The 26014-nt window shown below is 68.9% G+C and carries 22 protein-coding genes; 15 read left to right on the forward strand and 7 right to left on the reverse strand.

What is annotated here, in order from left to right; genetic code table 11:
- Positions 1 to 31: 31 nt before the first annotated feature.
- Positions 32 to 883, forward strand: a complete 852-nt coding sequence (locus BM199_RS16990) for a M23 family metallopeptidase (RefSeq protein WP_091674194.1) — start codon at positions 32 to 34, stop codon at positions 881 to 883.
- Between the two features lie 162 nt (positions 884 to 1045).
- Positions 1046 to 2119, forward strand: a complete 1074-nt coding sequence (locus tag BM199_RS16995) for a DUF4192 domain-containing protein (protein WP_091674282.1) — start codon at positions 1046 to 1048, stop codon at positions 2117 to 2119.
- Here the strand turns inward: BM199_RS16995 and galE are convergent.
- The 3 genes from galE to BM199_RS17010 all read right to left on the reverse strand — a co-directional run bounded on the left by galE (position 2097) and on the right by BM199_RS17010 (position 5292).
- The gene (galE, locus tag BM199_RS17000; RefSeq protein WP_091674195.1) at positions 2097 to 3089 is read right to left on the reverse strand and encodes a UDP-glucose 4-epimerase GalE; all 993 of its coding nucleotides are present in this window, start codon (positions 3087 to 3089) and stop codon (positions 2097 to 2099) included. The two genes, BM199_RS16995 and galE, sit on opposite strands and share 23 nt — an antisense overlap.
- 260 nt (positions 3090 to 3349) lie before the next feature.
- On the reverse strand, positions 3350 to 4549 hold the full coding sequence (galK, locus tag BM199_RS17005; RefSeq protein ID WP_245788409.1) for a galactokinase: 1200 nt from the start codon (positions 4547 to 4549) through the stop codon (positions 3350 to 3352).
- A gap of 17 nt (positions 4550 to 4566) precedes the next feature.
- Positions 4567 to 5292, reverse strand: a complete 726-nt coding sequence (locus BM199_RS17010) for an iron-dependent transcriptional repressor DtxR (RefSeq protein ID WP_091674197.1) — start codon at positions 5290 to 5292, stop codon at positions 4567 to 4569.
- A 106-nt stretch (positions 5293 to 5398) separates the two neighbouring features.
- Here BM199_RS17010 and BM199_RS17015 point away from each other — a divergent pair, with 106 nt between their 5' ends.
- Genes BM199_RS17015 through BM199_RS17025 form a run of 3 tightly spaced genes read left to right on the forward strand, consistent with a single transcriptional unit; the run spans position 5399 to position 10158 of the window.
- Positions 5399 to 6247, forward strand: a complete 849-nt coding sequence (locus BM199_RS17015) for a sulfurtransferase (protein WP_091674198.1) — start codon at positions 5399 to 5401, stop codon at positions 6245 to 6247.
- Positions 6248 to 6263: 16 nt separating this feature from the next.
- Positions 6264 to 7445 carry an acetoin utilization protein AcuC gene (locus BM199_RS17020; RefSeq protein ID WP_091674199.1) on the forward strand — a complete coding sequence of 394 codons (1182 nt, stop codon included), beginning with the start codon at positions 6264 to 6266 and terminating at the stop codon, positions 7443 to 7445.
- On the forward strand, positions 7414 to 10158 hold the full coding sequence (locus tag BM199_RS17025) for a bifunctional acetate--CoA ligase family protein/GNAT family N-acetyltransferase (protein WP_091674200.1): 2745 nt from the start codon (positions 7414 to 7416) through the stop codon (positions 10156 to 10158). Before BM199_RS17020 ends, BM199_RS17025 begins: the two co-directional genes overlap by 32 nt.
- A gap of 85 nt (positions 10159 to 10243) precedes the next feature.
- Here the strand turns inward: BM199_RS17025 and BM199_RS17030 are convergent, their stop codons facing one another.
- The 4 genes from BM199_RS17030 to BM199_RS17045 all read right to left on the reverse strand — a co-directional run bounded on the left by BM199_RS17030 (position 10244) and on the right by BM199_RS17045 (position 15534).
- Positions 10244 to 11425: an LVIVD repeat-containing protein gene (locus BM199_RS17030; RefSeq protein ID WP_425425539.1), complete on the reverse strand. Its 1182-nt coding sequence runs from the start codon at positions 11423 to 11425 to the stop codon at positions 10244 to 10246.
- A 9-nt stretch (positions 11426 to 11434) separates the two neighbouring features.
- Complete coding sequence (locus BM199_RS17035; RefSeq protein WP_091674201.1) at positions 11435 to 13081, reverse strand: long-chain-fatty-acid--CoA ligase; 1647 nt, start codon at positions 13079 to 13081, stop codon at positions 11435 to 11437.
- Positions 13078 to 14175, reverse strand: coding sequence for an acyl-CoA dehydrogenase family protein (locus BM199_RS17040; RefSeq protein WP_091674202.1), 1098 nt, complete (start codon positions 14173 to 14175; stop codon positions 13078 to 13080). Before BM199_RS17040 ends, BM199_RS17035 begins: the two co-directional genes overlap by 4 nt.
- 177 nt (positions 14176 to 14352) lie before the next feature.
- Positions 14353 to 15534, reverse strand: a complete 1182-nt coding sequence (locus BM199_RS17045) for an acyl-CoA dehydrogenase family protein (RefSeq protein WP_091674203.1) — start codon at positions 15532 to 15534, stop codon at positions 14353 to 14355.
- Between the two features lie 100 nt (positions 15535 to 15634).
- Here BM199_RS17045 and BM199_RS17050 point away from each other — a divergent pair, with 100 nt between their 5' ends.
- From BM199_RS17050 to BM199_RS17095, 10 genes are all read left to right on the forward strand, one after another.
- Positions 15635 to 15826 (forward strand): ferredoxin, encoded by a 192-nt coding sequence (locus tag BM199_RS17050; protein ID WP_091674204.1) that lies wholly within the window; start codon positions 15635 to 15637, stop codon positions 15824 to 15826.
- Positions 15827 to 15929: 103 nt separating this feature from the next.
- Positions 15930 to 17015: a Zn-dependent alcohol dehydrogenase gene (locus BM199_RS17055; protein ID WP_091674205.1), complete on the forward strand. Its 1086-nt coding sequence runs from the start codon at positions 15930 to 15932 to the stop codon at positions 17013 to 17015.
- Complete coding sequence (locus BM199_RS17060; RefSeq protein WP_091674206.1) at positions 17012 to 17914, forward strand: 3-oxoacyl-ACP reductase; 903 nt, start codon at positions 17012 to 17014, stop codon at positions 17912 to 17914. The genes BM199_RS17055 and BM199_RS17060 overlap by 4 nt, the downstream gene beginning before the upstream one ends.
- A 16-nt stretch (positions 17915 to 17930) precedes the next feature.
- Positions 17931 to 19442, forward strand: a complete 1512-nt coding sequence (locus BM199_RS17065) for an aldehyde dehydrogenase family protein (protein ID WP_091674207.1) — start codon at positions 17931 to 17933, stop codon at positions 19440 to 19442.
- 230 nt (positions 19443 to 19672) lie between these two features.
- Complete coding sequence (locus tag BM199_RS17070; protein ID WP_091674208.1) at positions 19673 to 20434, forward strand: glucose 1-dehydrogenase; 762 nt, start codon at positions 19673 to 19675, stop codon at positions 20432 to 20434.
- Positions 20435 to 20635: 201 nt separating this feature from the next.
- The gene (locus BM199_RS17075; protein WP_091674209.1) at positions 20636 to 21430 is read left to right on the forward strand and encodes an MlaE family ABC transporter permease; all 795 of its coding nucleotides are present in this window, start codon (positions 20636 to 20638) and stop codon (positions 21428 to 21430) included.
- Between the two features lie 72 nt (positions 21431 to 21502).
- Positions 21503 to 22360: an MlaE family ABC transporter permease gene (locus tag BM199_RS17080; RefSeq protein ID WP_091674210.1), complete on the forward strand. Its 858-nt coding sequence runs from the start codon at positions 21503 to 21505 to the stop codon at positions 22358 to 22360.
- Positions 22361 to 22562: 202 nt separating this feature from the next.
- The gene (locus BM199_RS17085) at positions 22563 to 23939 is read left to right on the forward strand and encodes an MCE family protein (protein WP_091674284.1); all 1377 of its coding nucleotides are present in this window, start codon (positions 22563 to 22565) and stop codon (positions 23937 to 23939) included.
- Positions 23936 to 24970 (forward strand): MCE family protein, encoded by a 1035-nt coding sequence (locus tag BM199_RS17090; RefSeq protein WP_091674211.1) that lies wholly within the window; start codon positions 23936 to 23938, stop codon positions 24968 to 24970. Before BM199_RS17085 ends, BM199_RS17090 begins: the two co-directional genes overlap by 4 nt.
- The gene (locus BM199_RS17095) at positions 24967 to 26007 is read left to right on the forward strand and encodes an MCE family protein (protein ID WP_091674212.1); all 1041 of its coding nucleotides are present in this window, start codon (positions 24967 to 24969) and stop codon (positions 26005 to 26007) included. Before BM199_RS17090 ends, BM199_RS17095 begins: the two co-directional genes overlap by 4 nt.
- The last annotated feature ends 7 nt before the right edge of the window (positions 26008 to 26014 follow it).

Genomic DNA, 26014 nt, shown 5'->3' on the forward strand with positions numbered 1-26014 from the left:
GGATGGTCACTCCCTGCTGGTGGAGGTAGTGATGTTGAGGCTGCGAAGACTGGCGGCCGGAGCAGCGGCCGTGGTGCTCGGTGCGCTGGGAGTCGTGGCGGCCGGCCAGGTGCCCGCGTCGGCGGCGCCCAACTTCCAGGTCCCGTTCACCTGCGGCGTGACCGTCACGGCCGCGACCTTCAGCGGGCACAGCCCGGCGAACTCGGTCGACTTCCAGAAGAGCGGAATCACCGGGATGCCGGTACTCGCCTCCTCCGCCGGCACGATCACCCGCGTGGGTAACACGGGCAGCACCAGCTACGGCCGGTGGATCGAGATCGACCATGGCAGTGGCTGGCGAACGCGGTACGCGCATCTGTCCACCCAGACCGTGTCGGTCGGCCAGAACGTCCGGCTCGGCACCAAGATCGGCACCGCGGGCTCGACCGGCGGGGTCACCGGACCCCACCTGCACTACGAACAGCGGTACAACGGCTCGGTGGTCAAGGCGAAGCTCAACGGTGTCGCGGTTCCGTACTACGGCCACACGAACTTCACCAGCAAGAACAACTGTGGCGGCAACCCCTACTCTCCCGAGGCCGCCTGTGGTTCGGGCTACTCGGTGATCGACTCCGCGGGGCTCAGCGGAGCGGGGACGGTCTACCTGCTCTACAAGTCGTCCAACACCAGCAACTGCGTGGTGACGATGAAGAGCACCTCGCTCGGCAAGGCTTCGCCGGTATCCGCCTTCCTCGAGGTGCAGGGTGGAACCCGTGCCACGGACTCCGGCAACTACTCCTACTACGCCGGCCCGGTGATCAGGTCGGCCGGTTCCACCTGCGTCAAGTGGGGTGGTTCGGTGGGCTCCGACAACTACACCAGCCCGTTCGAACACTGCGACTGAAGTAGCGGGACCCCTGCTCGCGGCCCGCGTCGCCCTGCTCCTCGGACAGGGACGGCGCACCCGCCGGCAGGGACCGGTCCTGTTTGTTCTTCTCGGACGTGGTTGTCCACAGATGTCCACCGGGTGCTACCGCCGTCGCTGTTCGCGTTCGAAGGTGGAGTCATGACGACCTCCACCCCAGCCGGCCAGTCCACGGTCAGCCTGCGCGATCCGGCCCAGTTGATCGCCGCGACTCCGTGCCTGCTCGGCTTCCGGCCGACAGATTCGCTCGTCGTGATCGCTCACCGCCCGCCCACCGGTTCCCGTATCGGTGTGGTGCTCCGCGGTGACCTGCCGCCACCGCGGTACCGCAAGCAGTTGGCCCGGTCGCTGGTCGCTCCACTACTGGCCGACCAGGCGCTGGGTGTCACGCAACTCGTGGTCTGCGCACAACGAAAAGCGCAGGCGCAGGCTGGTGGCAAGCCGATCCACAGTGGTCTGGTCAAGGCCGTGTCCGAGGTGCTGGCGAACGCGGGAATCCCGACCAAACACGCGCTCTGGGTCCCCGAGATCCGCGCGGGCGCCCGGTACCGCTGCTACCAGGACCCGACGTGCACGGGGCGCCTGCCCGACCCGGCCACGACGGTCGCGGCGACGGTCATGGCCAGCACCGGTCAAGTCACCTTCGGCAGCAGGGCCGAGATGGGCCGTCTGCTGGACCCGGTCGACGCCGCCACCCTCACCCGCCGCGGCGAACTGCTGGACGAGTGGAGCGACTCACTCGTTACCGAAGACAGCGGCCGAGTTCTCGAGCGGGACCGGCGAGAGGTCGTCGCTGCACTCGCGCAGTCTCGAACAGGAAAGCTGCGGCTGACCGACGAACAGGCAGTACGACTGGCGTGGGCGTTGTCCGACCGGCGTATCCGGGACGACTGCCTCGGTCTCGCCCTTCCGGCGGGGGAGCGGCGAGCGCACGACGCCGAACGGCTCTGGCTCGAACTGGTACGCGGGATTCCCGCGCCCGAACGTGCCGAGGCCGCGTGCCTGCTCGGTTTCTCGGCCTACCTCAGGGGCGAGGGAGCCTTCGCCGGGATGGCACTGGACAACGCCCTCGACGCCTACCCCGCCCACGTCCTCGCGGCAATGCTCGCCGAGTCGATCCGGCTCGGTGTGCCGCCGGATCGGCTGACCCGGTTGGTACCGACAGGCGGCCCACCGGACTGGCTCACCGGAACTACCCCCGGCGGGTCTGGGTGAACGCCCACGCGTCGGACACGATGCCCGCGAGATCCGCGCGTTCCGGCTTCCAGCCCAGATCCTCCCGCGCCCGGTCGCTGGCCGCGACCAGCACGGCGGGGTCCCCGGCACGCCGCGGTGCGACCGCGGCTGGGATCGGGTGGCCGGTGACGCCGCGGCAGGCCTCGATGACCTGGCGCACCGAGAAGCCGGTGCCGTTGCCGAGGTTGTAGATCTGGTGCTCGCCCGCGGTGGCGTGTTCGAGGGCCAGCAGGTGGGCGTCGGCAAGATCCGCGACGTGGATGTAGTCGCGTACCGCGGTGCCGTCGTCGGTCGGGTAGTCCTCGCCGTAGATCTGGACCTGGTCGCGGTCACCGGTCGCCACCTGAAGGACGATCGGGATCAGGTGCGTTTCGGTGGCGTGGCGCTCGCCGAAGCCGCCATAGGCCCCCGCGACATTGAAGTAGCGCAGACTCACGGCGGCCAGTCCGTGGGCTCGCGCGTAGGTGGTGATCGCGTGGTCGATGGCCAGTTTGGTCGCGCCGTAGGTGTTGGTCGGCAGGGTAGGCGCCGTCTCCGGGATCGGGGACTGCTCCGGCTCGCCGTAAGTCGCGGCGGTCGAGGAGAAGACAAGGCGGGGGGTGCCGTGGGCACGCATGGCGTCGAGTAGCCGCAAAGAGGTGAGCACGTTGCCGCGCCAGTATTTCCCGGGATCCTGCATCGACTCGCCGACGAGGGACTTCGCGGCGAAGTGCAGCACTCCGTCGAAGCCCTCCGCGAGGAGTGTCTCCGCGGTCTCGGCGGCGTCGCCCTCGACGAACCTGGCAGCGGGGTGGACGGCGTCCGCGTGTCCGGTCGAGAGGTCGTCCACAACGACGACCTCGTGGCCTGCCTCCACCAGACGGGCCGTGCACACGCTGCCGACGTAACCGGCGCCGCCCGTGACGACCAGCTTCAGGGCCTTGCTCGGCTTTTCGGTAACCGTTGACATCTCTCGATGGGCCTTTCTCGCGCGTGAACAGTGCGGCGGCGGGTCTGGGAGCTGGCCATCGCTGTGTTCCCGGACACAGTCACCGCACTCAGTGTCTACTGTCGCACCAGCACCCGTTCGGCCGGGGTGCGGGCCGATGTTGCACTACCGGGGCCGGCGTTGGCACTTTCCGGCGGGCGGCGGAACCGCTGACCGGCCGGAGCTACCAAGTCGAGCCCCGGAACTGCCAACTCGGGCTCCAGAACTGCAAAGTCGAGCCTTTAAGCGGCATCCGTTCCCGCGCCGGGAGAAGGGACGCCGACGAACATCCGCGGCAGCCGCAGGCCCTCCCGGTCGAACGCGGCCGTCACCGCGGCTTCGACCGAGTCCTGGTGCTCGGCCCGGACCAGGGCGATCGCGGAGCCGCCGAACCCGCCACCGGTCATCCTGGCGCCGAGTGCACCAGCCGAGCGGGCGGTCTCCACGGCGAGGTCCAGTTCGGTGGCCGAGACACGGTAATCAATCCGCAGGCTCTCGTGGGAGGCGTCCAGCAGCGGACCCAGGTCGGCCAGCCGGCCTTCACGCAGCAGGTTCACCGCGTGCAGGACCCGCTCGTTCTCGGTGACCACGTGCCGGACCAGTGGCCGGAGTTCCTCGGGCAGTGCCGCGAGGCTGGTGTCCAGTTCGTCGGCCGCGATGTCGCGCAGCGCCTTGATTCCGAGCAGATCCGCGGCCCGCTCGGTGCCCTGCCTGCGGTCGCCGTAGCCGGATTCGCTGTGCGCGTGTTTCACGCGGGTGTCGATAACCAGGATCCGCAGTCCCGCGGCGGCCGCGTCGAACGGCACCTGCTCCGCCTGCCCGGACCGCACGTCGAGGAACAGCGCATGTCCGTCCACACAGCACATTGACGCCGTCTGGTCGAGTACGCCCGTCGGTACGCCGACGAACTCGTTCTCCGCGCGCTGGGCCCACCGGGCGACTTCGACCCTGGCGGCCTCGTCCGGCTCGTCCCGCCCGGCGAGGCCGAGCAGCGCCAGCGCCACGGCGCACTCCAGCGCGGCCGAGGACGAAAGGCCCGCCCCGGTCGGCACGTCACCCGCGAGTACCAGGTCGGCCCCGCGGTCGAAGCCCTGTTCGCGCAGCACCCAGGCCACGCCCGCCGGGTAGGCGGCCCACCCGAGTTCGGCGGCGTCGGCGCCGGGGGCGAGTTCGCCGATCCGCATTGGCTCGGCGTGCCGCAGTCTTCCGTCCGAGCCGACCGATGCCACGGTCAGCAGGCCGTCGTCCCGTCCGGAACCCGCGGCGGCCAGCCGGTGGGGCAGTGCGAACGGCAGGACGAAACCGTCGTTGTAGTCGGTGTGCTCGCCGATCAGGTTCACCCTGCCCGGTGCGGACCAGACGCCCTGGGGGGTCCGGTCGTGCAGAGCGGTGAAAGCGGATGCGGCCGTGGCAGAGCTGCTCGTCGCGCTGTGGGTCACCACGTGGCTACGGCTCCGGCTCACCGTGCCTGGGCGAGCACGGCGTGCAGCACCGAGCTGGCCACCTGCATGGTCGTGTTGTCGCCGGTGACCTCGATGGTGGAACCGCCGCCGTTGGTCTTGCCCACCCGGACCATGTGCCCGGGGATGACGCCGACCGACTTCAGCTCGGTCATCAGCGACTCGTCGAGCTGCACGTGTTCGGCGATCCGCCGGATCTCCACGTCGCCGCCGCCCGCACGGGCGAACTCGTCCAGCCGAACCAGGTCGGACTCGGCAGGCGGGGCGGGCTCGCCACCCTCACCCAGCTTGTCCAGTCCGGGAATGGGGTTGCCGTAGGGCGAGGTCGTGGGGTGGTCGAGCAGCTTGACCAGCTTGCGCTCCACGGCCTCGCTCATCACGTGTTCCCAGCGGCAGGCTTCGAGGTGCACGTGCTCCCACTCGAGCCCGATGACGTCGACCAGCAGACGCTCGGCCAAACGGTGCTTGCGCATCACCGCGATCGCCAGTTCCCTGCCGTGGTCGGTGAGCTGCAGGTGGCGGTCGTCGGCGACGACCACCAGCCCGTCGCGTTCCATCCTGGCGACCGTCTGGCTCACCGTGGGGCCGCTCTGCTGAAGGCGCTCGGCAATGCGAGCGCGCAGTGGTACGACACCTTCTTCTTCGAGCTCGAAGATGGTCCGCAGGTACATCTCGGTGGTGTCGATGAGATCGTTCACGCTGTCCCCTTCGTCCGCGTTCCCCATGGTAGTCGCTGATACCGACTCTCCCGTAGGCGATGGGGTAACAGCTGCCCGCTCGGCGAGCAGGGCCCGGCCAGACAGAAGCCGGTCCGGTGTGGAGGATGATCGAATGCGTTCGCTGATGACCACGATAGACCTAGCCGGTCGACTCGAAGGAGCCCCGCCCCAGCGCCCTGTCCTGCTTGACGTGCGCTGGCGGCTGGCGGGCCCGCCCGGAAGGGACTCCTATCGCTCGGGACACCTCCCCGGCGCCGTCTACCTGGACCTGGACACCGCACTGGCGGCGCCGCCCGGTACGGGTGGGCGGCACCCGCTGCCTTCGCCGGGCGACCTGCAGGCAGAGCTGCGCGTTGCGGGAGTCCGCGCCGGTCACCCGGTCGTGGTGTACGACGACGGCGACGGTTCGATCGCGGCCAGGGCGTGGTGGCTGCTTCGCTGGGCAGGGCATCGTGAGGTGGCCGTGCTCGACGGCGGGTTCGCGGCATGGGCCGAGGAGGGCAGGCCACTCAGCGCGGCCACACCCGACCCGGAACCCGGCGACATCGAGGTCGAGCCCGGTTCGATGCCGGTGCTCGACGCCGAGGAGGCGGCCGGCCTCGCCCGCGACGGTGTGCTGCTCGACGCCAGGGCGCCCGAGCGCTACCGGGGCGAGACCGAACCGATCGATCCCCGTGCGGGCCATGTCCCCGGCGCCCGCAACGCCCCGTTCGCCGAGAACACGGGCGAGGACGGCCGCTGGCGCACCCCTGCCGAGCTTGCCGCGCACTACTCCAGGATCGGCGTCACCGGTGACACGGCCGTCGGCGCGTACTGCGGCTCCGGAGTGACGGCCTGCTCCGTGGTGCTGGCACTGGAGGTCGCCGGCAGGCAGGAGCCTGCCGCGCTCTACGCGGGCTCCTGGTCGCACTGGGCGGCCGATCCGGCACGGCCCGTGGCCACGGGCGAGCTGCCCGGCTGAGCACTAGGCTCTGGTCATGTCTGCCTCCGCCGTCGTATGGGACGCCGCCCTGCTGGGATACGACCTCGGCGGAGAGCATCCGTTCAATCCCGTCCGGCTGGAACTCACCATCCGGCTGGCCACCGAACTCGGCGTACTGCGCGACGTGCCGTTGCTGGTGCCGGAACCGGCAAGCGGCGAGGAGCTGTACCGGATCCACACGACCGAGTACCTCGAGGCGGTGAAACGCGCGCCGATGACCGGCGCCGAGCTCGCGCACGGACTCGGGACCGAGGACAACCCGGTATTCGAGAAGATGCACGAGTCCTCCGCGCTCGTCGTCGGGTCCACATTGCTCGCGGCTCGCACCATCGCCGAGGGCGAGGCACGCAGGGCGGTCAACATCGCGGGCGGGCTGCATCACGCCATGAGCGACCACGCGGCCGGGTTTTGTGTCTACAACGACTGCGCCGTAGCGATCTCCTGGTTGCTGGACAACGGGTTCGACCGGGTGGCGTATCTGGACACCGATGTGCATCACGGTGACGGTGTGCAGTCCGCCTTCTACGACGACCCCAGAGTGCTCACCGTCTCGCTGCACCAGCATCCGCTCACGCTGTGGCCGGGCACCGGCTACTCCGGCGAGGTCGGCGCGGGCGGCGCCGAGGGCAGTTCGGTGAACATCCCGCTTCCACCGAACACGCGGGACCCGGCCTGGTTGCGTGCGTTCCATGCCGTCGTGCCCTCGCTGCTGGCGGAGTTCCAGCCGCAGATCCTCGTAACCCAGTGCGGCGTCGACTCCCACGAGGAGGACCCGTTGGCCGACCTCTCGCTCTCCGTGGACGGCCATCGCGCCATCTACCGGACGATGCGCGAGCTCGCCGACACCTACGCGGATGGACGCTGGCTCGCCGTGGGCGGTGGCGGGTACCAGCTCATCCGCGTGGTGCCCCGGTCCTGGACGCATCTCATCGCGACAGTGCTGAACCGCGACGTCCCACCGGAGACGCCGCTCCCGCCGGGGTGGGTGGACGCGATTCGCAGCGCGGCGCCGAGCGCGCGCCTGCCCGCCGCCATGACCGACGGCGCCGACACCGGCTTCCGGCACTGGGGCGATGACGTGGACGGCGTGGACGACCCGGTCGATGTCGCGATCAGGGACACCCGGAGGGCGATCTTCCCCCTGCATGGCCTGGACCCCGACGATCCGAGGGACTGACGTGACCGGCGAGCACGACCCGTTCGACTATCCACGGCGGTGGGAGGCCGACGTCCTGCTGTCCGACGGCGGGACCGTCCACCTGCGTCCGATCGTTCCCGACGACGCGGACAAGCTGGTCGCCCTGCACGGCCGGTTGTCCGAGCGCACCAGGTACCTGCGCTACTTCGGCGCCTACCCCCGCATTCCGAAGCGCGACCTGGACCGGTTCTCCATTGTGGACCATCACGACCGGGTGGCGTTCGCCGCGATGCTCGGCGACGACATCGTGGCGGTCGGCAGATACGAACGGCTCGAGGGCGGCGACTCGGCCGAGGTCGCGTTCCTGGTCGACGACGCCCACCAGGGCAGGGGTCTCGGCTCGATCCTGCTGGAACACCTCGCGGCAGCCGCTTCCGAACGGGGGCTGCGCCGTTTCGTCGCCGAGGTGCTCGCGGAGAACGCCCAGATGGTGCGGGTCTTCCGGGACGCGGGATATCAGGTCAGCAGGGCGTTCGAGGAGGGGGTGCTGCATCTGGAGTTCGACATCGACCCCACCGAGGAATCGCTCGCGGTCGCCCGCGGGCGGGAGCAGGCCGCCGAGGCACGCAGTGTGCACAACCTGCTGCACCCGACGTCCGTGGCCGTCATCGGTGCTTCGACGGATCCGACCAAGATCGGCTACGTCGCACTGACCAACCTGTTGTCCGCCGACTTCGCGGGCACCGTGTACCCAGTGAACCCGGAGCACCGCTCCGTTCGCGGTGTCCGCGCGTATCCCTCGGTTGTGGACATTCCGGATCCGGTAGACCTCGCGGTGGTCGCCGTTCCGGCCGAGTCGGTCGAGTCCGTGCTCGACGGGGCGCTGGAGAAGGGTGTCAAGACTCTGCTCATCGTTTCCGGCGGGTTCGGCGAGGCGGGCCCGCACGGGCTGCACGCCGAGCTGCGGCTGGTCGGTGAGGCGCGGGCGCACGGAATGCGGGTTGTCGGCCCCAACGCCCTCGGGGTGCTGAACACCGACAGCGGCGTCCGGCTGAACGCGACACTGGCCCCGCGGCTGCCCGGCAGGGGCAGAACCGGCTTCTTCTGCCAGTCCGGCGCGCTGGGTATCGCCATTCTCGCCGACGCGGAGGCGCGCGGTCTCGGTCTCTCGACCTTCGTCTCCGCCGGTAACCGCGCCGACGTGTCCGGCAACGACCTGCTGCAGTACTGGGAGAGCGACCCGAACACCGACCTGGTGCTGCTGTATCTGGAGTCCTTCGGCAACCCGCGCAAGTTCGCCCGCCTCGCGCGCAGGCTTGCCCGCACCAAGCCCATCGTCGCCGTCAAGTCCGGGCGCCACGCGGTCCGCCCGCAGTTGGCGGCCACCTCGGCCGAGGTGGACGAGTCGAGTGTGCAGGCGCTGTTCGAGCAGGCCGGTGTCGTGCGGGTCGATTCGCTGGCCCAGCTCTTCGACACCGCGCTCGTGTTCGCCCACCAGCCGCTGCCCTCGGGAGCCAGGGTCGGGATCGTCGGCAATTCCAGCGCGATCGGCCTGCTGGCCGCGGACACGGCTCGGGCGCAGGGCCTCCAGCTCGGGATCGACCCGGTGGACGTGGGTCCGCAGGCCGGTCCTGAGGAGTTCGCCGCCGCGGTGGGGGAGGCGTTGACCTCCCCGGACGTCGACGCGCTCGTGGTCGTGTTCGTCCCGCCACTGGCGATTCCCGGCACCAGCTATGCCAGAGCACTGCGCGAGGCGGTCGTGGAGACCGGCAGGCAGCGGGAGAAGCCCATCGTCTCCACGTTCCTCGCCGCCGAGGGTGTGCCCGCGGAACTCGCGGTGACCGGAGAGGACGGAGCACCCGTCCGCGGTTCCATCCCGTCCTATCCTTCGCCGGAGCGGGCGGTGAACGCGCTGGCCAGGAGCGTGCGGTACGCGGCGTGGCGGGAGCGCCCCCAGGGCAATCTCGTGCGGCCCGGCGACCTGCACCCGCAGCGGGCGCAGGCCGTGGTCCGGGAACTGCTGACCGGGCGGGAGTCCGACGCGTCCCTGCCGCTCACCGACGACGACGCACTGCGGCTGCTCGGCTGCTACGGCATCGAGGCGGTGCCCTTCCGGAACGTGTCCTCCGCGGACGAGGCCGTGGCCGCCGCTGCCGAGCTCGGCTACCCGGTGGCGGTCAAGGCCGTGGACGAGCGGCTGCGCGGGCGGCCGGACCTGCTCGGCGTGCGCCTCGACCTGATGTCCGAGGAGTCCGTGCGGGCGAGCTATCGCGACATCCGCGAGGTCTCCGGCTCCGAGCACATGTACGTGCAGCGGATGGCACAGAAGGGGCTGTCCTGTGTCATCGGCCTGCAGGACGACCCCTCGTTCGGCACGCTGGTCTCCTTCGGGCTGTCGGGCGTCGTCAGCACCCTGCTGGGGGACAGGGCGTACCGGGCGATCCCGGTCACCGACGTGGACGCCGCGACCCTGGTGCGGGAACCGAGGACGGCGCCGCTGCTCACCGGGTACCGCGGGGACGAGCCCGCCGACCTCGCCGCGCTGGAGGACCTGGTGCTGCGGATCGCCGCGCTCGCCGAGGACAACCCGGAGGTGCGCTCGCTCGCGCTGGACCCGGTGCTGGCCTCGCCCAATGGGGCGGTGGTCGCCAACGCCCGCATCGTGCTCGGCCCGCCCCCGTCCCGCCCGGACACGGGCCCGCGCCGCCTGCGGCCCATCACCAGCCCCACCGACGATTCGGCGCCGAACTGACCGGTATGACAATTGGTGGCACTTTCCCGGGAAAGTGTCATACGTGCACGTGCAAGCATCGCACTTTCCCGGGAAAGTGCGGGGGTCAGAACTGGTTGGGATTGACGGCGAAGACCGCCCTGGAACCGGGGTACTCGGTCTGACTCCATAGCTGGTTCGCCGGGCCACGGTAGGAGAGGTCCTCCGGCCCCACGGGAAGTGCGCCGGAGTGCCGGGTGGCGGATCCGCTGCCGGTCACGGTGTAGAGCGAGCCGCGGCTGCTCGACCCGGCGCTGGCCGAGACGAAGAACTTCCCGTTGATCGCGGTAGCACCCTGCATGCTCTTGATCCCGGCGGACACCAGCTGGGTCGCGTGGGTGTAGCCGTCCGAGGACTCCTTGAACTTGCGATCGGTGTGGTCGATGGGAAACCGGACGAGCCTGGTGCCGGTGCCCGCGGCGTTGTACTCCGGCACCACGACGCTGTCCGGCGTGCTGGTCCTGTCGAGAGCGGCGGCCGAGTAGCGCAGCCGAGTGACTCCGTTGGTGGTGGAGGAGGTGAACTTCTGTGCCTGGGGCAGGACATAGGCGTAGTTGTGCGCGTGGTACTTGCCGTCGCTCTGGCGGCCGATCCTGGTTTTGTCCCCGGTCGAGACTTTCCAGAGGTGACGCAGGTCGAACGTGCGGAATCCGTTCCAGGTGTCGGCGACGTACAGCAGGTGGCCGTAGGTGAAGATGCCGCCCGCGTGCACGTTGACCGAGCGGAAGTCGGGCCTGCCCGACGAGTTGGTGTACGGCTCGACGAGCAGCACGTGCCGGTACTTCGGCGCGGACGGGTTGCCGTAGTCGACAAAGGAGACCCGCACGCCCTTGTTCGCTCCGGAACCCTTGTAGTACCAGGCGGAGAAGATCGCGGTGCGGCCCTCGTAGGTGCCGCTGCCGTATGCGTCCGCGGTGGTGCTGATGCCCTGCGGGTACCAGTCAGGGGTGTTGTTGTCACCGGAGTTCCAGCAGAACGAGGCCACCTGGTTGGTCGCCGAGGGACGGCAGCCGCTTCCGGTGACCGCGCTGCGGTTGGCGCTGTCCAGCACGGCCGGTACCGACACCGACGGCAGGATCGCGGCGAGCTTGCCGATCACCGAGCTGTACGCGCCCTCCTTGAGCCGGAAGTCGGCTGCGGCCATGACCGCGGGATCGGCGTGTGCGGCCTGGACCGGAGCCACCGTGAGGCCGGCGGCGACAAGCGGTGCCAGGAGCAGAAGGCGGAACCGGCGACGGGGCACGGGCATCTCCTCGGATCAACGGGATTCGCGTGCCGCATACGATAGGGGACCGGATTCGCGTCCGGTGAGCTGTTGGTAGGAAAATTCCCGCTTGTCGCGCACCCATACCGGGTCGGAGCAGTTCGTGTGCTCCGACTTCAGCTTTTGTTTGACGGTTTTATAGGTAGATGTCCGCGGCAGTTCGTTGACGATTCGCAGAAATCTCGGCCATTGCTTCGGCCCGAGATCCGGCTGCGCGGCCAGGAACTCACCGAGTTCGCGCGGGCCAGGCGGCCGTTCCCGGTCGAGCACGAGCGCCGCCATCACGGCGTCGCCGACTCCGTCGGGGTCGGGTACGCCGTACACGGCGGCTTCGAGCACTCGGGGATGCCTGCGCAGGATTCGCTCGACCGGTGCGGTGCCGAGGTTCTCTCCCGCGACTCGCATCCAGTCGCCTCGCCTGCCCGCGAAGTAGCAGAACCCCGCGCTGTCGGTGTATGCGAGGTCCCCGGTGAAGTAACGGCCGTCCCGTAGCCGCTGAGCGTCGGCCTCCGGATCGCCGTAGTACCCGGCGAACCAGCCTGCGCCCGTCGTGTTGACCAGTTCACCCACCGCTTCTCCGGCGTTGAGCAACCTCCCTTCGGGGTCGAACTCCGCGGGCGGGCAGACGTTTCCGGTGTCCGGATGCAGCACCAGCACTCCCTCGGCGGGCCGGCCGAGCGAACCGGCCGGGGTGTCCGGCGTTCTGGCGAACCCCACACCGCCCTCGGTCGAGCCGAAGGCATCGACGACCCGGCAGCCGAACCGGCTGCCGAAGTCGGCGAGATCGCGTTCGCTGCCCTCGTTGCCGTAGGCCACCCGCAAGGGGTTGTCGGCGTCGTCAGGTCGTCTCGGTGTGGCGAGCACGTAGGAGAGTGGCGTGCCGACGTAGTTGGCGTAGGTCGCGCCGAAGGCACGTACGTCCTCGAGGAAGCCGGAGGCGGAGAACTTCCGCCGCAGTGCGATGGTCGCCCCCGCGGCCACCCCTACCGACCAGCCCGCCATCACCGCGTTGGAATGGAACATCGGCATCGATACATACACGGTGTCCTCAGTGGACAATGCGAACCGTTCGGCCAGCATGCGACCGGGGAACGCTATCTTGCCGTGCGTGCATCGGACCGCTTTCGGATCCCCGCTCGTACCGGAGGTGTAGATCAGCATCAGCAGGTCGTCCGCGTTCGCGGCGACGGGGCGCAGTGGCGCGCCACGCTGCGTGGCCACCGCGCCGAGCCACTCCGGGCCGTCGAGGTCCAGCACCCGGGCTCCGCCAAGGTCGAGACCGGTGAGCAGACCCGCGTACTTCCGTTCGGTGAGCACGAGCGCGCAGTCGGCGAGCCGGACGTCCCTGGCCAGGGCCTCCCCCCGCCGATTCGTGTTCAGCCCGGCCAGCACCACCCCGGAAAGCGCCGCGCCGCCGAGCAGAAAGGAGAACTCGGGCAGGTTGTCCGCCAGCACGCCGACGTGCGGGGGACGCGTGTCCCCGAGCGAGTCCAGCAGCGTCGCGCCGTACTCGGCGCAGGCCCGGACCTGCTGTGCCCACGACCAGGTCCGGTCTTCGAAGCGCAGCCCAGGATGATCGTCCTCGCACCGTGCGAGCAGCAGTTCGGTGACGGTGGGGGCTTCGGGGGCCCGTCCGCTCATGTCGTCGCCGCTGCGGCCAGCAGAGCGCCCAGGGACCGCAGTTGCGCCGTGGCGCCGCCGAGCGCGAACTCTCCCCGCTTCGCGGCGGCGAAGTACCGGTGCAGCGGATGGTCGATGTCGATCCCGACTCCGCCGTGGATGTGCACCGCCGTGTGCGCGACTCGGTGCCCCGCCTCGGCGGCCCAGAACTTCGCGGTGGCGACCTCCTCGGCGCCACCGCTGCCCTGGGTCAGGCACCAGGCGGCCTGCCACAGGGTCAGCCGGACTGCCTCGACGTCGGTGTAGGCGTCGGCAAGACGCTGCCTGACGGCCTGGAACGCGCCGATCACCTGGTCGAACTGCTTGCGTTCGCGGGCGTACTCCGCGGTGAGCTCCAGCGCTCGCTCCAGTACTCCCAGTTGCTGGGCCACCAGGCCCACCGTGGCGTGCAGGCGCAGCCACTCGGCCACGTCCATGCCAGTGCCGAGCCGGTCCGCCTCGCCGACGGCCACGTCGGTGAGTTCGACCAGTGCGGCATCGGCGCGGTCGACCACCTGTTGTGCCCGCACCGAAACGCCCGCACGTTCCCGTTCCACCAGGAACACGGCATCGCCGTCTTCGGTGCGGGCGGGAATGAGGATCCCGTCGGCGAAGGCCGCGAACGCGACGGCCGTGTGCGCTCCGGAGAGCAGCAGACCCCCTGCGGTGCGCCGGGTCTCGAAGCCAGGCGGAACACCCGTGTCGGGCAGTGCGACGGCGAGTGTCCGCTCACCCCGAGTCACCGGCACGAGCCAGCTCTCCCACTGCTCGCTCGTGCCGAATTCCGCGAGTGCGGCGGCGGCAGCCGTCACCGTCTGCGCGAACGGTACCGGCGCGACGGCGCGGCCGAGTTCGACCAGGACCGAGCACTGTTCCAGCAGGCCGAAACCGCCGCCGCCCACCGCGGCGGGCAATGCGGCGTCCAGAATTCCCGCCCTGGCCAGGTCCGTCCACAGTGTCTGGTCAAAGCCGCCGCTGCCGTGCCGGTCCTTTTGCTGTCCCACGGGGACCGCGCTGGCGATCTTCCGGGTCAGCCCTGCGAGGTCGCGTTGGGCCTCGGTGAATGCGAAGTCCATGTCAGTCCCATCTTCGTGTCTTACTCAAAGGTCGGGCTGTTCACCGCCCGCATGCGGCCGAGTACGGCCCTCAGCTGCGGTCGGCAGCCACGGCCGCCCTTGCTGCGGCACGAAAAGCCTTGCCGCAGGCCCGCTTCGGGCGGCGCCGTCTACCGACTTGTGAACACCCCTCCTCCTTCAGCGGGTTACCGGCAGCCCGAGCGCCGCCGCGGCGATGATGTCGCGCTGCACCTCGTTGGTGCCGCCACCGAAGGTCAGGATCAGCGAGGACCGGTGCATGCGTTCGATCCGTCCGCGCAGCAGCGCTCCCGGCGAGCCCTCCCGGACGACGGCGCCCGCACCGAGGACCTCCATCAGCAGGCGATAGGCCTCGATCGCGAACTCGGTGCCGAAGACCTTGGTCGCCGAAGCCTCGGCGGGTCCCAGTTCGTTCTCACCCGCGGCCCACGCGATCTTCCAGTTGCGCAGCTTGAGGTACTCGGCCTGTGCGTGCACGCGGGCGAGGTGCACCTGTACCCACTCGGCGTCGATGACCCGCCCACCCCAGGGTGCGGTGGTGGCCGCGGCCCATTCGGTCACCTCGCGCAGCGCCGACCGGACCGGGGCGGCCGAGGTGAGCGCGACCCGCTCGTGGTTGAGCTGGTTGGTGATCAGGGGCCACCCGGCGTTCTCCTCGGCGATCCTGGCCGACACGGGCACCCGGACGTCCGAGTAGTAGGTCGCGCTGGTTCCTGGACCCGCGACGGTGTGCACCTTCGTCCAGGAGAAGCCCTCGGCCGTGGTCGGCACGATCAGGATGCTCAACCCCTTGTGCTTGCGGGCGTCCGGATCGGTGCGCGCGGCCAGCCAGATGTAGTCGGCGTACTCGATCAGGCTCGTCCACATCTTCTGGCCGTTCACCACGTAGGTGTCCCCGTCGCGCACCGCGCGAGTGCGCAGCGAGGCGAGGTCGGTTCCGGCCTCGGGTTCGGAGTAACCGATCGCGAAGTGCAGCTCGCCAGCCGCTATCCGCGGGAGGTAGAACTCCTTCTGCTCATCGGTGCCGAACCGCATGATCGTCGGACCGATGGTGTTGATCGTCAGGAAGGGCACGGGCACCCCGGCCACCGCGGCCTCGTCGGTGAAGATCAGCTGGTCGAGCATGGGCCGTTCCTGCCCGCCGTAGGCCTTCGGCCAGCCGATGGCCAGCCAGCCGTCGCGCCCGAGGGTGCGCACGATCTCCTTGTATGCCGTTCCGTCGCCGTACTCGCCGCCGTCGCCGCGCAGTGCCTCCCTGCGTTCGGGAGTCATCAGTGTCGCGAAGTACTCCCGTAGCTCGTCCCGGAGCCGCTGTTGCTCCGGTGCGTAGCTGATCCGCATCCGAACCTCGCTTCGTGCGTTGTCCTGGTATTGGTCGCCGCTGGAGGGCTAGTGTAGAACAAGTTCTAGTTCTACCCCTAGAACCGGACGGGAGGAAGTCATGGAGGTGAGCGTCGACCGCACACTGTGCGAGGCGAACGAGGTGTGCGTCGCGGTCGCGCCGGCGGTGTTCGAGATCGATGACGACGACGAGCTGCGCATCATCGACCCGACGCCGCCGGAGAGTGAAGTAGAACGTGTTTCTCAAGCTGTGGCATCTTGTCCGAAGAATGCCCTGCTCATGCGGGAATAGCCTGTCGAATTTGGCCCTTGCCGATTACGAGAACAGATTCTAGTCTGTGCCGTGAGACGCGAACCAACGGCGGTTCGCGGGACCCCCCGAGGGAGGCAGTGCGGTGAGAGCGGCGGTGCTGAACGCGATCGGCGACGACAGGCTCGAGATGCGGGACGACGTCACGACGGTCGACCCGGGGCCGCACGAGGTGCGGATCAGGGTGCGAGCTTCGGGCGTCTGCCACAGCGACCTCTCGGCCATGGACGGCACCCTCCCCGCGCTCGCGCCGGGCGTCGTAGGACACGAGGGGGCGGGCGAGATCCTCCAGGTCGGGTCCGCGGTCGAACATCTCGCGCCCGGTGACCACGTGACAGTGTCCTTCGTCCCGCCCTGCGGCGCCTGTCCGAGTTGTCTGCGCGGTGAGCCCAACCTGTGCGCGGTGCACGCGATCGCCGCGTTCACCTCGCCCCGCTTCCGGATCGGCGACACACCGCTGTTCGGCTACGCGGGACTGGGAACCTTCGCCGAGGAGGTGGTGGTTCCCGCGGCGGGCGCCATCAAGGTGGACCCCGAGGTGCCCTTCGAAACGGCGGCCCTGATCGCGTGCGGCGTGCTGACCGGTGTCGGGGCCGTACTCAACACCGCTCGCGTCACTCCGGGATCGACGGTCGTGATCATCGGCTGCGGCGGAGTCGGGATCTCGGTGATCCAGGGCGCACGGCTGGCCGGCGCGACCACGATCGTCGCCGTGGATCCCGTGGTGGGCAAGCACGACATCGCGAAGCGGTTCGGGGCGACACACGCCACCACCCCTGAAGGCCTCGAGGAACTCAAGCAGACCGTGGCGACGGAGGGGTTCGACTATGCCTTCGACGTGGTCGGTATCCCCGCCACGATCCGGTCCGCGTGGGACAACGCGCGACGAGGTGGTTCGGTCGTGATTGTCGGCGCGGGCAAGGGCGATGCCATGGTCGAGTTCAGCGCGCAGGAGCTGTTTCTGCACGACAAGAAGATCCTCGGTTCGTTCTACGGTTCCTCGCACGTGCACCGGGACACCGCGCGAATGCTGGCCTTCTGGCGTGCCGGGTTGCTTGATCTCGACGGCATGATCTCCCGCAAACTGGAGTTCGGCGACATCAACGACGGGCTCGCGTTGTTGCGTACGGGCAGCACCGACGTCATCCGCCAGGTGGTGACGATCGCGTGAGCGCGGGGAACACCGGGCTCGACGGCAGGGTCGCCATCGTCACCGGCGCCGGTGCCGGCCTCGGCAGGGCCGAGGCGCTGGCGCTGGCCGGGGCGGGAGCTTCGGTGGTCGTCAACGACCTCGGTGACAGCGCGACGACCGTCGCGGAGGAGATCGAGGCGTTGGGCGGCAAGGCTCTGCCGGTCGCGGGCGACGTGTCCGACTCCGGCTGCGCGGAGGCACTCGTCCGCGCAGCCGCCGAGCACTTCGGCGGTCTGCACGTGCTGGTGAACAACGCGGGCGTCGTCCGGGACCGGATGTTGTTCAACATGACCGACGAGGACTGGGACACGGTCGTTCGGGTCCACATGAGGGCGCACTTCCTGTTGTCCCGCAACGCGACGGCCTACTGGCGACAACAGTCCAAAACAGAAGGCGGTCCGGTGTTCGCCCGGGTGGTGAACACCGCGTCCGAGGCGTTCCTCGTCGGTTCGGAGGGACAGCCGAACTATGCGGCGGCCAAGGCGGGAATCGCGGCCCTCACGGTCGCCACCGCCCGTTCCTGCGGGCGATACGGCGTACGGGCGAACGCCATCTGCCCACGGGCGCGTACGGCGATGACCGAACAGACCTTCGGTCCCCGTGGTCCCGAGGGAGAGGTCGATCCACTCTCGCCCGACCACGTGGCGCCCTTCGTCGCGTTCCTGGCGTCACCGGCCGCCGAGCGGATCACCGGCCAGGTCTTCGTCGTGCACGGGGGCATGGTCGCACTGCTGAACCCACCCGCCGTACGAGAGCGATTCGACACCGAAGGACCGATGTGGACGGCAGCCGAACTCGCCGAGCGGATCGGCGGCTACTTCGCCGACCAGGAACCGAGTCAGATGTTCTCCGCACCAGAAATCCTGAACCTCCGCTGATCCGAGGAGCCAGCTCATGACGCTTACCGTGCAGCCGCACCGCGAGTCGCTCGGCCTGAAGACCGGCCAGCTGTATATCGACGGCCAGTGGGGGCCCGCGAAGGACGGAGCGACCTGGACGCACCAGCATCCGGCCACCGGCGAGGCCGTCGGGGACTTCGCGGTGGCCGGAGTGGCCGATGTGGACTCCGCGGTCGCCGCGGCTCGCCGCGCTTTCGAGTCGGGCAAGTGGTCCAACTCCCGAGCGGGAGTCCGGATTTCGGTACTGCACCGGTACGCGAACCTGCTGCGTGAGCACGCCGACGAACTGCGTGGGTTGCAGGCGCTGGACAACTCCGTGCCGGTGTCCTTCGGCAGCATCTACGCGACCTCGGTCGGAGCCGCCGCCGACGTCTTCGACCACCATGCGGGCTGGGTGGACAAGGTCGGTGGGCAGACACTGCCGCCATATCAGGGCGGGGACCACCTCGCCATGAGCTTCCGCGAACCGATCGGGGTCGTGGCCGCGATTCTGCCGTGGAACGCGCCGTTCCTGCTGTTCGCGCAGAAGGTGGCCCCGGCGCTGGCCGCGGGCTGCACCATCGTGCTGAAGCCCTCCGAGTACGCCACGTTCTCGGTGCTGCGCATGGTGGAGCTGCTGATCGAGGCGGGCCTGCCGGAGGGGACGCTCAACGTCGTCACCGGGCCCGGCGACCCCGTGGGCGAGGCGCTGATCACGCACCCGGATGTCGACAAGGTGAGTTTCACCGGCAGCAGGGCGATCGGCAAGCGGATCGTCGAGGCGTCGGCCGGAACACTCAAGCGGGTGTCGCTGGAACTCGGCGGCAAGAGCCCCGCGCTCGTCTTCGCCGACGCGCCCAACATCGGCCTCGCCGCAGCCACCGTGGTCGGCGCCGTGACGATGGGACTGTCCGGGCAGGCGTGTGTGGCCAACACCAGGGCCCTCGTGCACCGCGATGTCTACGACGAGTTCCTCGCCGCGGCGCAGGGAATGGCGGCAGGTGTCACCTATGGCGACCCGTTCGACCCCGGCGTGATCTCCAGTCCCCTGATCAACGAGCGGCAACTGGAACGTGTTCTCGGCTATATCGAGCGCGGTAAGGCCGAGGGAGCCCGGCTGGTCACCGGCGGGGAGCGGCTCGGCGGCGAGCTCGCCTCGGGCAACTTCGTCGGCCCCACGATCTTCGCCGACGTGGAGAACTCCTCGACCATCGCGCAGGAGGAGATCTTCGGTCCGGTGCTTGCCGTCGTCCCCTTCAGTGACGAGGACGAGGCCATCCGGCTGGCCAACGACACCGAGTACGGCCTTGGTGCCGGGCTGTTTACCTCGGATGTGCAACGCGCTTTCCGCGTGTCGCGTCGCCTCAGGGTGGGCACGATCGGTATCAACGGGTTCCAGATCGAGCCGCACCTGCCCTTCGGCGGGTTCAAACAGTCCGGTCTCGGCAGGGAGGGCGGCCAGTCCGCCTTCGAGGCCTACACCGAACTGAAGACGGTAATGATGCCGTTGACGGACGAGATGATGTAGGAGCCAGACATGAGAACAGGCACGCGTGCGCCCGCAGGGCTCGCGAATGCGGCGGTAGGCCGCCGGAGTGCGAAGTCCTGGTGCGAACGTGGGCCTAGGCCTGGCGACGCGTTCGTCGATCGCGTGCTTGAAAGAACACTGCCGTTGACGGACGAGATGATGTAGGCGGCGGGAAAAGCCAGTAGGAGCCAGACCAGGCGGTGCGGTAGCGACTTCCCGGAAGGACAGGTATGGGCAGGCTCGAGGGCAAGGTCGCCCTGGTGACGGGCGCGGCGCGGGGGCAGGGTGCCGCGACCGTTCGCCGTTTCGTTGCCGAGGGGGCACGTGTGCTGATCGCCGACGTCGCCGACGAGGCGGGTAAGCGACTCGCGGACGATCTGGGCGACGCGGCCGTCTACCAGCATCTCGACGTCGGGGCCGAGGACGACTGGGCGGTCGCCATCGAGCGGGTGCTCGACGAGTTCGGCACCGTGGACGTGCTGGTCAACAACGCGGGCATACTGCACTTCTCGCAACTGGGCGAGACCAAGCTCGCCGACTACGAGCGCGTCATCAGGGTCAACCAGATCGGGGCGTTTCTCGGCATGCGTTCGGTCGTTGAGCCTATGTCCGCCGCGGGCGGCGGCTCGATCGTCAACGTGTCCTCTGTGGAGGGGCTGGCCGGAATGCCGTTCCTCGTCGCCTACACGGCGAGCAAGTTCGCGATCCGTGGCATGACGAAGGTCGCCGCACTCGAACTCGGCGATCGCGGCATCAGGGTCAACTCCCTGCATCCGGGGATGATCGACACCAAGATGGTGCAGGACGCGGCGGGCGGACACGAGGTGGACCTGTCCCGTGTCGGCCGCAAGGTCGCACTCGGCCGGGTCGGGCAGCCGGAGGAGATCGCCGGTCTGGCATTGTTCCTGGCCAGCGACGACAGCTCCTACTGCACCGGCTCCGAATTCGTCGCGGACGGGGGAGCGACGGCTACGCACGCGTTGAAGATCTGAGAGGGCGGCGGCTGTGAACTGCGGATTGCGAGATCATGGTGATTCGTGGAACTCGGCCGACGTAGTCCCGCTATCGAGGCGACAGGGCGTCACGCAGCAGAACTGGACTGTCCCTGGGAATCGGAGCCCTGGCGACTCGATCGCGAACCCGAGTTTGCAGACAGGCACTGAGCCAGAGTCAGAACCGGTGGCGGAGGAGTGATGGGCAGCGGTACCACGAGCATCACCTTTCCCGGCGCCGGTGCGCTGATCCAGGTGGGTCGGCTCTCGACCCTGTCCTGGGAAGTACTGCGCGCGATCCCGCGCAGACCCTTCCAGTTCCGCGAATGGATCCAGCAGTGCTGGTTCTTCGCCAGTGTGACCATTCTGCCGACGGCGCTGGTCGCGATTCCCTTCGGCGCGGTTATCGCCCTGCAGCTCGGCTCGCTGACCCAGCAGATCGGTGCCCAGTCGTTCACCGGCGCAGCGAGCGCTCTCGCGATCGTGCAGCAGGCGAGTCCGCTGATCACCGCACTGCTGGTCGCCGGAGCCGGGGGCAGCGCGGTCTGCGCGGACATCGGTGCCCGCAAGATCCGCGAGGAGATCGACGCGATGGAGGTGCTGGGAGTCAACCCCATCCAGCGCCTGATCGTGCCGAGGGTGCTGGCCGCGATGGTGGTTTCGGTGCTGCTCAACGGATTGGTGAGTGTCGTCGGTGTGCTGGGCGGCTACTTCTTCAACGTCGTGATGCAGGGCGGCACTCCCGGCGCATACCTGGCCAGCTTCAACGCGCTGGCCCAACTGCCGGACCTGTGGGTCAGCGAGATCAAGGCGCTGCTGTACGGATTCGTCGCGGGCGTGGTGGCCGCGTTCCGTGGCCTGAACCCGTCCGGCGGCCCGAAGGGCGTCGGCGACGCGGTGAACCAGGCCGTGGTCATCACCTTCCTGCTGCTGTTCCTGATCAACGTCGTGCTGACCGCGATTTACCTCCAGATCATCCCGCCGAAGGCGCTGTGACATGAACGTTTCCGCAAGGCGCGGCTGCCCGGCCGACCACAGTGACAGACGACCAGCGAGAGGCGCTGTGTCATGAGCACTCCTGTCGGCGAGCAGCGGGTGTCCGACCGGGCACTGGAGATCATCGCGCGGCCCGGTGCGGGCCTCGAGGGGTTCGGCGCGCAGCTGTCGTTCTACATCCGCGCGCTGGCCTGGACCCCGCGCACCCTTCGCCGCTACGGCAGGGAATACCTGCGGTTGCTCACCGAGGTGTCGTTCGGGACCGGCGCGCTGGCGGTGATCGGCGGGACGCTTGGCGTGATGATCGGCATGACGCTGTTCACCGGGCTGATCGTGGGCCTGCAGGGGTACTCGGCGCTGAACCAACTCGGGACGGCGGCGCTGACCGGCTTCATCTCCGCCTACTTCAACACCCGTGAGGTCGCACCGCTGTCGGCGGGACTGGCGCTCTCGGCGACGGTCGGCTGCGGTTTCACCGCCCAGCTCGGGGCCATGCGGATCTCCGAGGAGATTGACGCGCTCGAGGTCATGGGAGTGCCGAGCATGCCCTACCTGGTCACGACGAGGGTGCTCGCCGGTGTCACCGCGGTGATTCCGCTCTACGCTGTCGGCCTGCTGTCGTCGTACCTCGCATCCCGGCAGATCACCATCTGGTTCTACGGGCAGTCGGCGGGCACCTATGACCACTACTTCAATCTTTTCCTGCCCGCTGAGGACGTGCTGTGGTCCTTCGGCAAAGTGATCATCTTCAGCGTGCTGGTGATCCTGTCGCACTGTTACTACGGCTACACCGCGCGCGGCGGCCCGGCCGGAGTGGGGATCGCCGTCGGCAGGGCCGTGCGCACCGCGATCGTGCTGATCGCCGTGCTCGACTTCTTCCTGAGCCTGGCGATCTGGGGCTCCAGCACCACCGTGCGGATCTCGGGATGACGGGGAGGGATATGCAGAACCGACTCAGCGACCGCGGGCCGTTAGGCCCGTTGACAGAGCGGCGCGTCAGCGCCTCCTCCAGGGGTGGTGGCTGGGCGACGGGCGGGAGGTCGGTGCAGCTCGCGGCATCGGCGACGCATGTTACGGAACTGAATAGCCCGACCATTGAATACGACGCGGGGGAGGTGGGATGGCCATGGACATGACACCGGCACGGCGCACCCTGCTGCAACGCCTGCGGCACCAGGTACTCGGCCTGGCCTTTCTGGTCGTGGTCGCGTTGTTCTTCACCACGACCGTCGCGATCTACAACAAGGCCTTCACCGAGTACGTCGGCGTCCAGCTCGAGACCGACCACGTCGGGAACCAGATGCGCGCGGGTGCGGACGTGAAGGTGCGGGGCATGCTCGTCGGGGAGGTGCGCGGTATCGAGACCACGGGCGAGCACGCGGTGCTGCAACTCGCGATCCAGCCGGAGAAGACCGACGTGATCCCGGCCGACGTCTCGGCGAGGCTGCTGCCCAAGACCCTGTTCGGCGAACGCTACGTCGCCCTCCAACTCCCGGAGGACGCCTCGGGCAGGCGCATCGCCGACGGTGACGTGATCGGGCAGGACCGCAGCAGCACGGCGATCGAACTGGAGGAGGTACTCGGCAACGTCCTTCCGCTGTTGCGGTCGGTGCAGCCGCAAAAGTTGTCCAGCACCCTCGGCGCGGTGTCGACCGCACTGGAGGGCAGGGGCGAGCAACTGGGTACCACCCTGACCCAGCTCTCCGGATATCTCGGCGAACTCACCCCGTCGCTGCCCGACCTCAGCGCGGACATCAGCGCGGTGGCCGACGTCGCCGACACCTACGACCGCGCCGCGCCGGACTTCCTCGCCGCCCTCGCCGATCTCACGACCACCACGAAAACCCTGGTGGAGCAGCGTGCGCAGCTCGCCAGCCTGTTCGCCTCGGTCAGCACGGCCTCGACGGACCTGACGAACTTCCTCGAAGTCAACAAGGACAACCTGATCGACCTCACCGCGACGGCTCAGCCGACCCTCGACGTGCTGGCGAAGTACGCGCCGGAGTACCCGTGCCTGCTCAAGCAGCTCGCGGACTCGATTCCCGCGGCGGAGGCCGCCTTCGGGGCGGGCACGGACGAGATGAACCATGTGAACATCCGGTTCACGGCGAGCAGGGGCAAGTATCTCCCTGGCGTCGACGAGCCGCGTTATGACGACAAGCGCGGTCCCCGGTGCTATCCGCAGGTGCCCGCACCGGGCCGCTGGCCGCAGTATCCCCCAGGCGGCCCGATCAAGGACGGGTCGAGCCATCCGCCGCCGCCCAAGTCGCCCGACGGGACCCTGCCCGGCCCTGTCGGCGGGCTCGACACCGGATTCGAGAACCTGCCAGCGGCCGGCGGGGGGTCGGCCGGTGCGGGCGTGCCCTCACTGGCGAACTCCCCAGAGGAACGCAGGCTGATCGCCGCACTGCGGGCAGGCCAGACGGGTGTCTCGCCGGACGAGGTGCCGGGTTGGTCGACCCTGCTGCTCGGACCGCTCTACCGCGGAGCTGAGGTGACCGTCGAATGAGGAGTTTCGTCCCGTCGCTGGTCAAGATTCTGATCTTCGCCGTCGTCACGGTGATGCTGACCGCCGTGCTGGGAGCGACCATCGCCAACACCAACTTCGGTGCGGCCTCGGGTTACACCGCCCGGTTCACCGACGCCTCGGGACTGCACGAGGGCGACGACGTCCGGATCGCCGGGGTCAAGGTCGGGCAGGTCGGCGCCATCGCCGTCGCCGAGGACGATCTCGCCGAGGTCCGCTTCGAAGTGGAGTCGGCGCACACGCTGCCCGCGCTGGTGACGGCGACGGTGAAGTACCGCAACCTCGTGGGCCAGCGCTACCTCGCACTCAACACCGATGTGGACGGTGGCGGCAGGCTGCGGGAGGGCGACATGATCCCGGTGGAGCGGACCCAGCCCGCACTGAACCTCACCGTGCTGTTCAACGGGTTCAAACCGCTCTTCCAGGCGCTCGATCCCGGGGAGGTGAACCAGTTGTCCTACGAGATCATTCAGGTCTTCCAGGGCGAGGGTGGGACGATCCGCAGCCTGCTCGCCCACACCGCCTCACTCACCTCCACCATCGCCGACAAGGACGAGGTGATCGGCGAGGTGATCGGCAACCTGAACGAGGTACTCGCGACGGTGAACGGGCGCGGCCCCGAACTGTCCGGTCTCATCGACCAGACGCAGCAGCTGGTCACCGGACTCGCCGAACAGCGCAAGCCGATCGGCGAGGCGGTCACCGCGCTGGGCGGGCTCACCGAGGCGACCTCCGGCCTGCTGTCCGAAGCGCGGCCGCACCTGCGCGAGGACATCAAGGCACTGGGTGAACTCTCGGGCAATCTCGCCGACTCAGAGGAGCTGCTCGACGAACTGCTCACGGTGATGCCGGGCAACCTGGAGAAGTTCACCAGAACCCTGAGCTACGGCAGCTGGTACAACTACTTCCTTTGTGGACTCAGCGGCACGATCGGTATTTCCTCGCTGAACATCGAAGTACCGTTCCTGCCGCTGCCCGCCACCCAGCAACCGGAGAGGTGCCAGACCTCATGACACCGTTGCGTCAGCGAAACCAGGCCGCCGTCGGCGCGGTGACCCTCGTCGTGCTCGCGCTGACGATGATGGTGGTGTACTCCGCCGACTCGTTGCCCTTCGTCGACAACGGCATCACCTACTCCGCGGAGTTCGCCGAGTCCGCGGGGCTCGCGGCGGACAACGAGGTGCAGGTCGCCGGGGTACGGGTCGGCGAGGTCGAGGACGTGGTCCTGGACGGCAAGAAGGTACGGGTCACCTTCAACGTGGAGGGCGCCCGGGTCGGCGCGGATTCCACGGCCTCGATCGAGATCAAGACCCTGCTGGGCGAGAAGTTCCTGGCGATCCAGCCCGCCGGCGCCGGCCCGCAGGACCCCAACGAGACGATCCCGCTGGAGCGGACCCGTACCCCGTTCCAACTGCAGGACGCCTTCGACCAGCTCTCCGACACCGTCGAGGAGATCGACACCGAACAACTCGCGCAGAGCTTCACCGTGCTGTCCGACAGCCTGCGCGACACCCCCGAGCACGTCCGGGACGCTCTGGACGGGTTGTCTGCGCTGTCCAGGACGGTGTCCTCAAGGGACGACGAACTCGGTGAGCTGCTGGCCAACACCGGGCAGGTCAGCAAGATCCTTGCCGACCGGAACGCGGAGCTGACGAAGATCGTCGAGGACGGCAACCTGCTGCTGACCGAGTTGCAGAACCGGGAGGAGGCGATCGACGCGTTGCTGACCGGGGCGCAGGAACTCGCCGCCGAACTGTCCGGTCTCGTCGCCGACAACAGCGCGCAGTTGCGGCCCGCGCTGGAGAAGCTGGGCGTCGTCACCGATGTGTTGCAGCGCAACCAGGACAACCTGAACCGCAGCCTCGAACTGCTGGCCCCGTTCAGCAGGGTCGGCGCCAACGCGACCAGTAACGGCCGCTGGTTCGAGGGATACATCTGCGGGTTGTTCCCGCCGGTGATCAACGCGGGCGCTGCGCGGATCAACCCCGAAGGCTGCACGCCGCCGATTTCCGCGCCGGATCAGGGCGTGACGCAGCAAGGGGGGAACTGAGATGCCG

The sequence above is a fragment of the Amycolatopsis marina genome (assembly GCF_900111885.1).
Taxonomy (GTDB): Bacteria; Actinomycetota; Actinomycetes; order Mycobacteriales; family Pseudonocardiaceae; genus Amycolatopsis; species Amycolatopsis marina.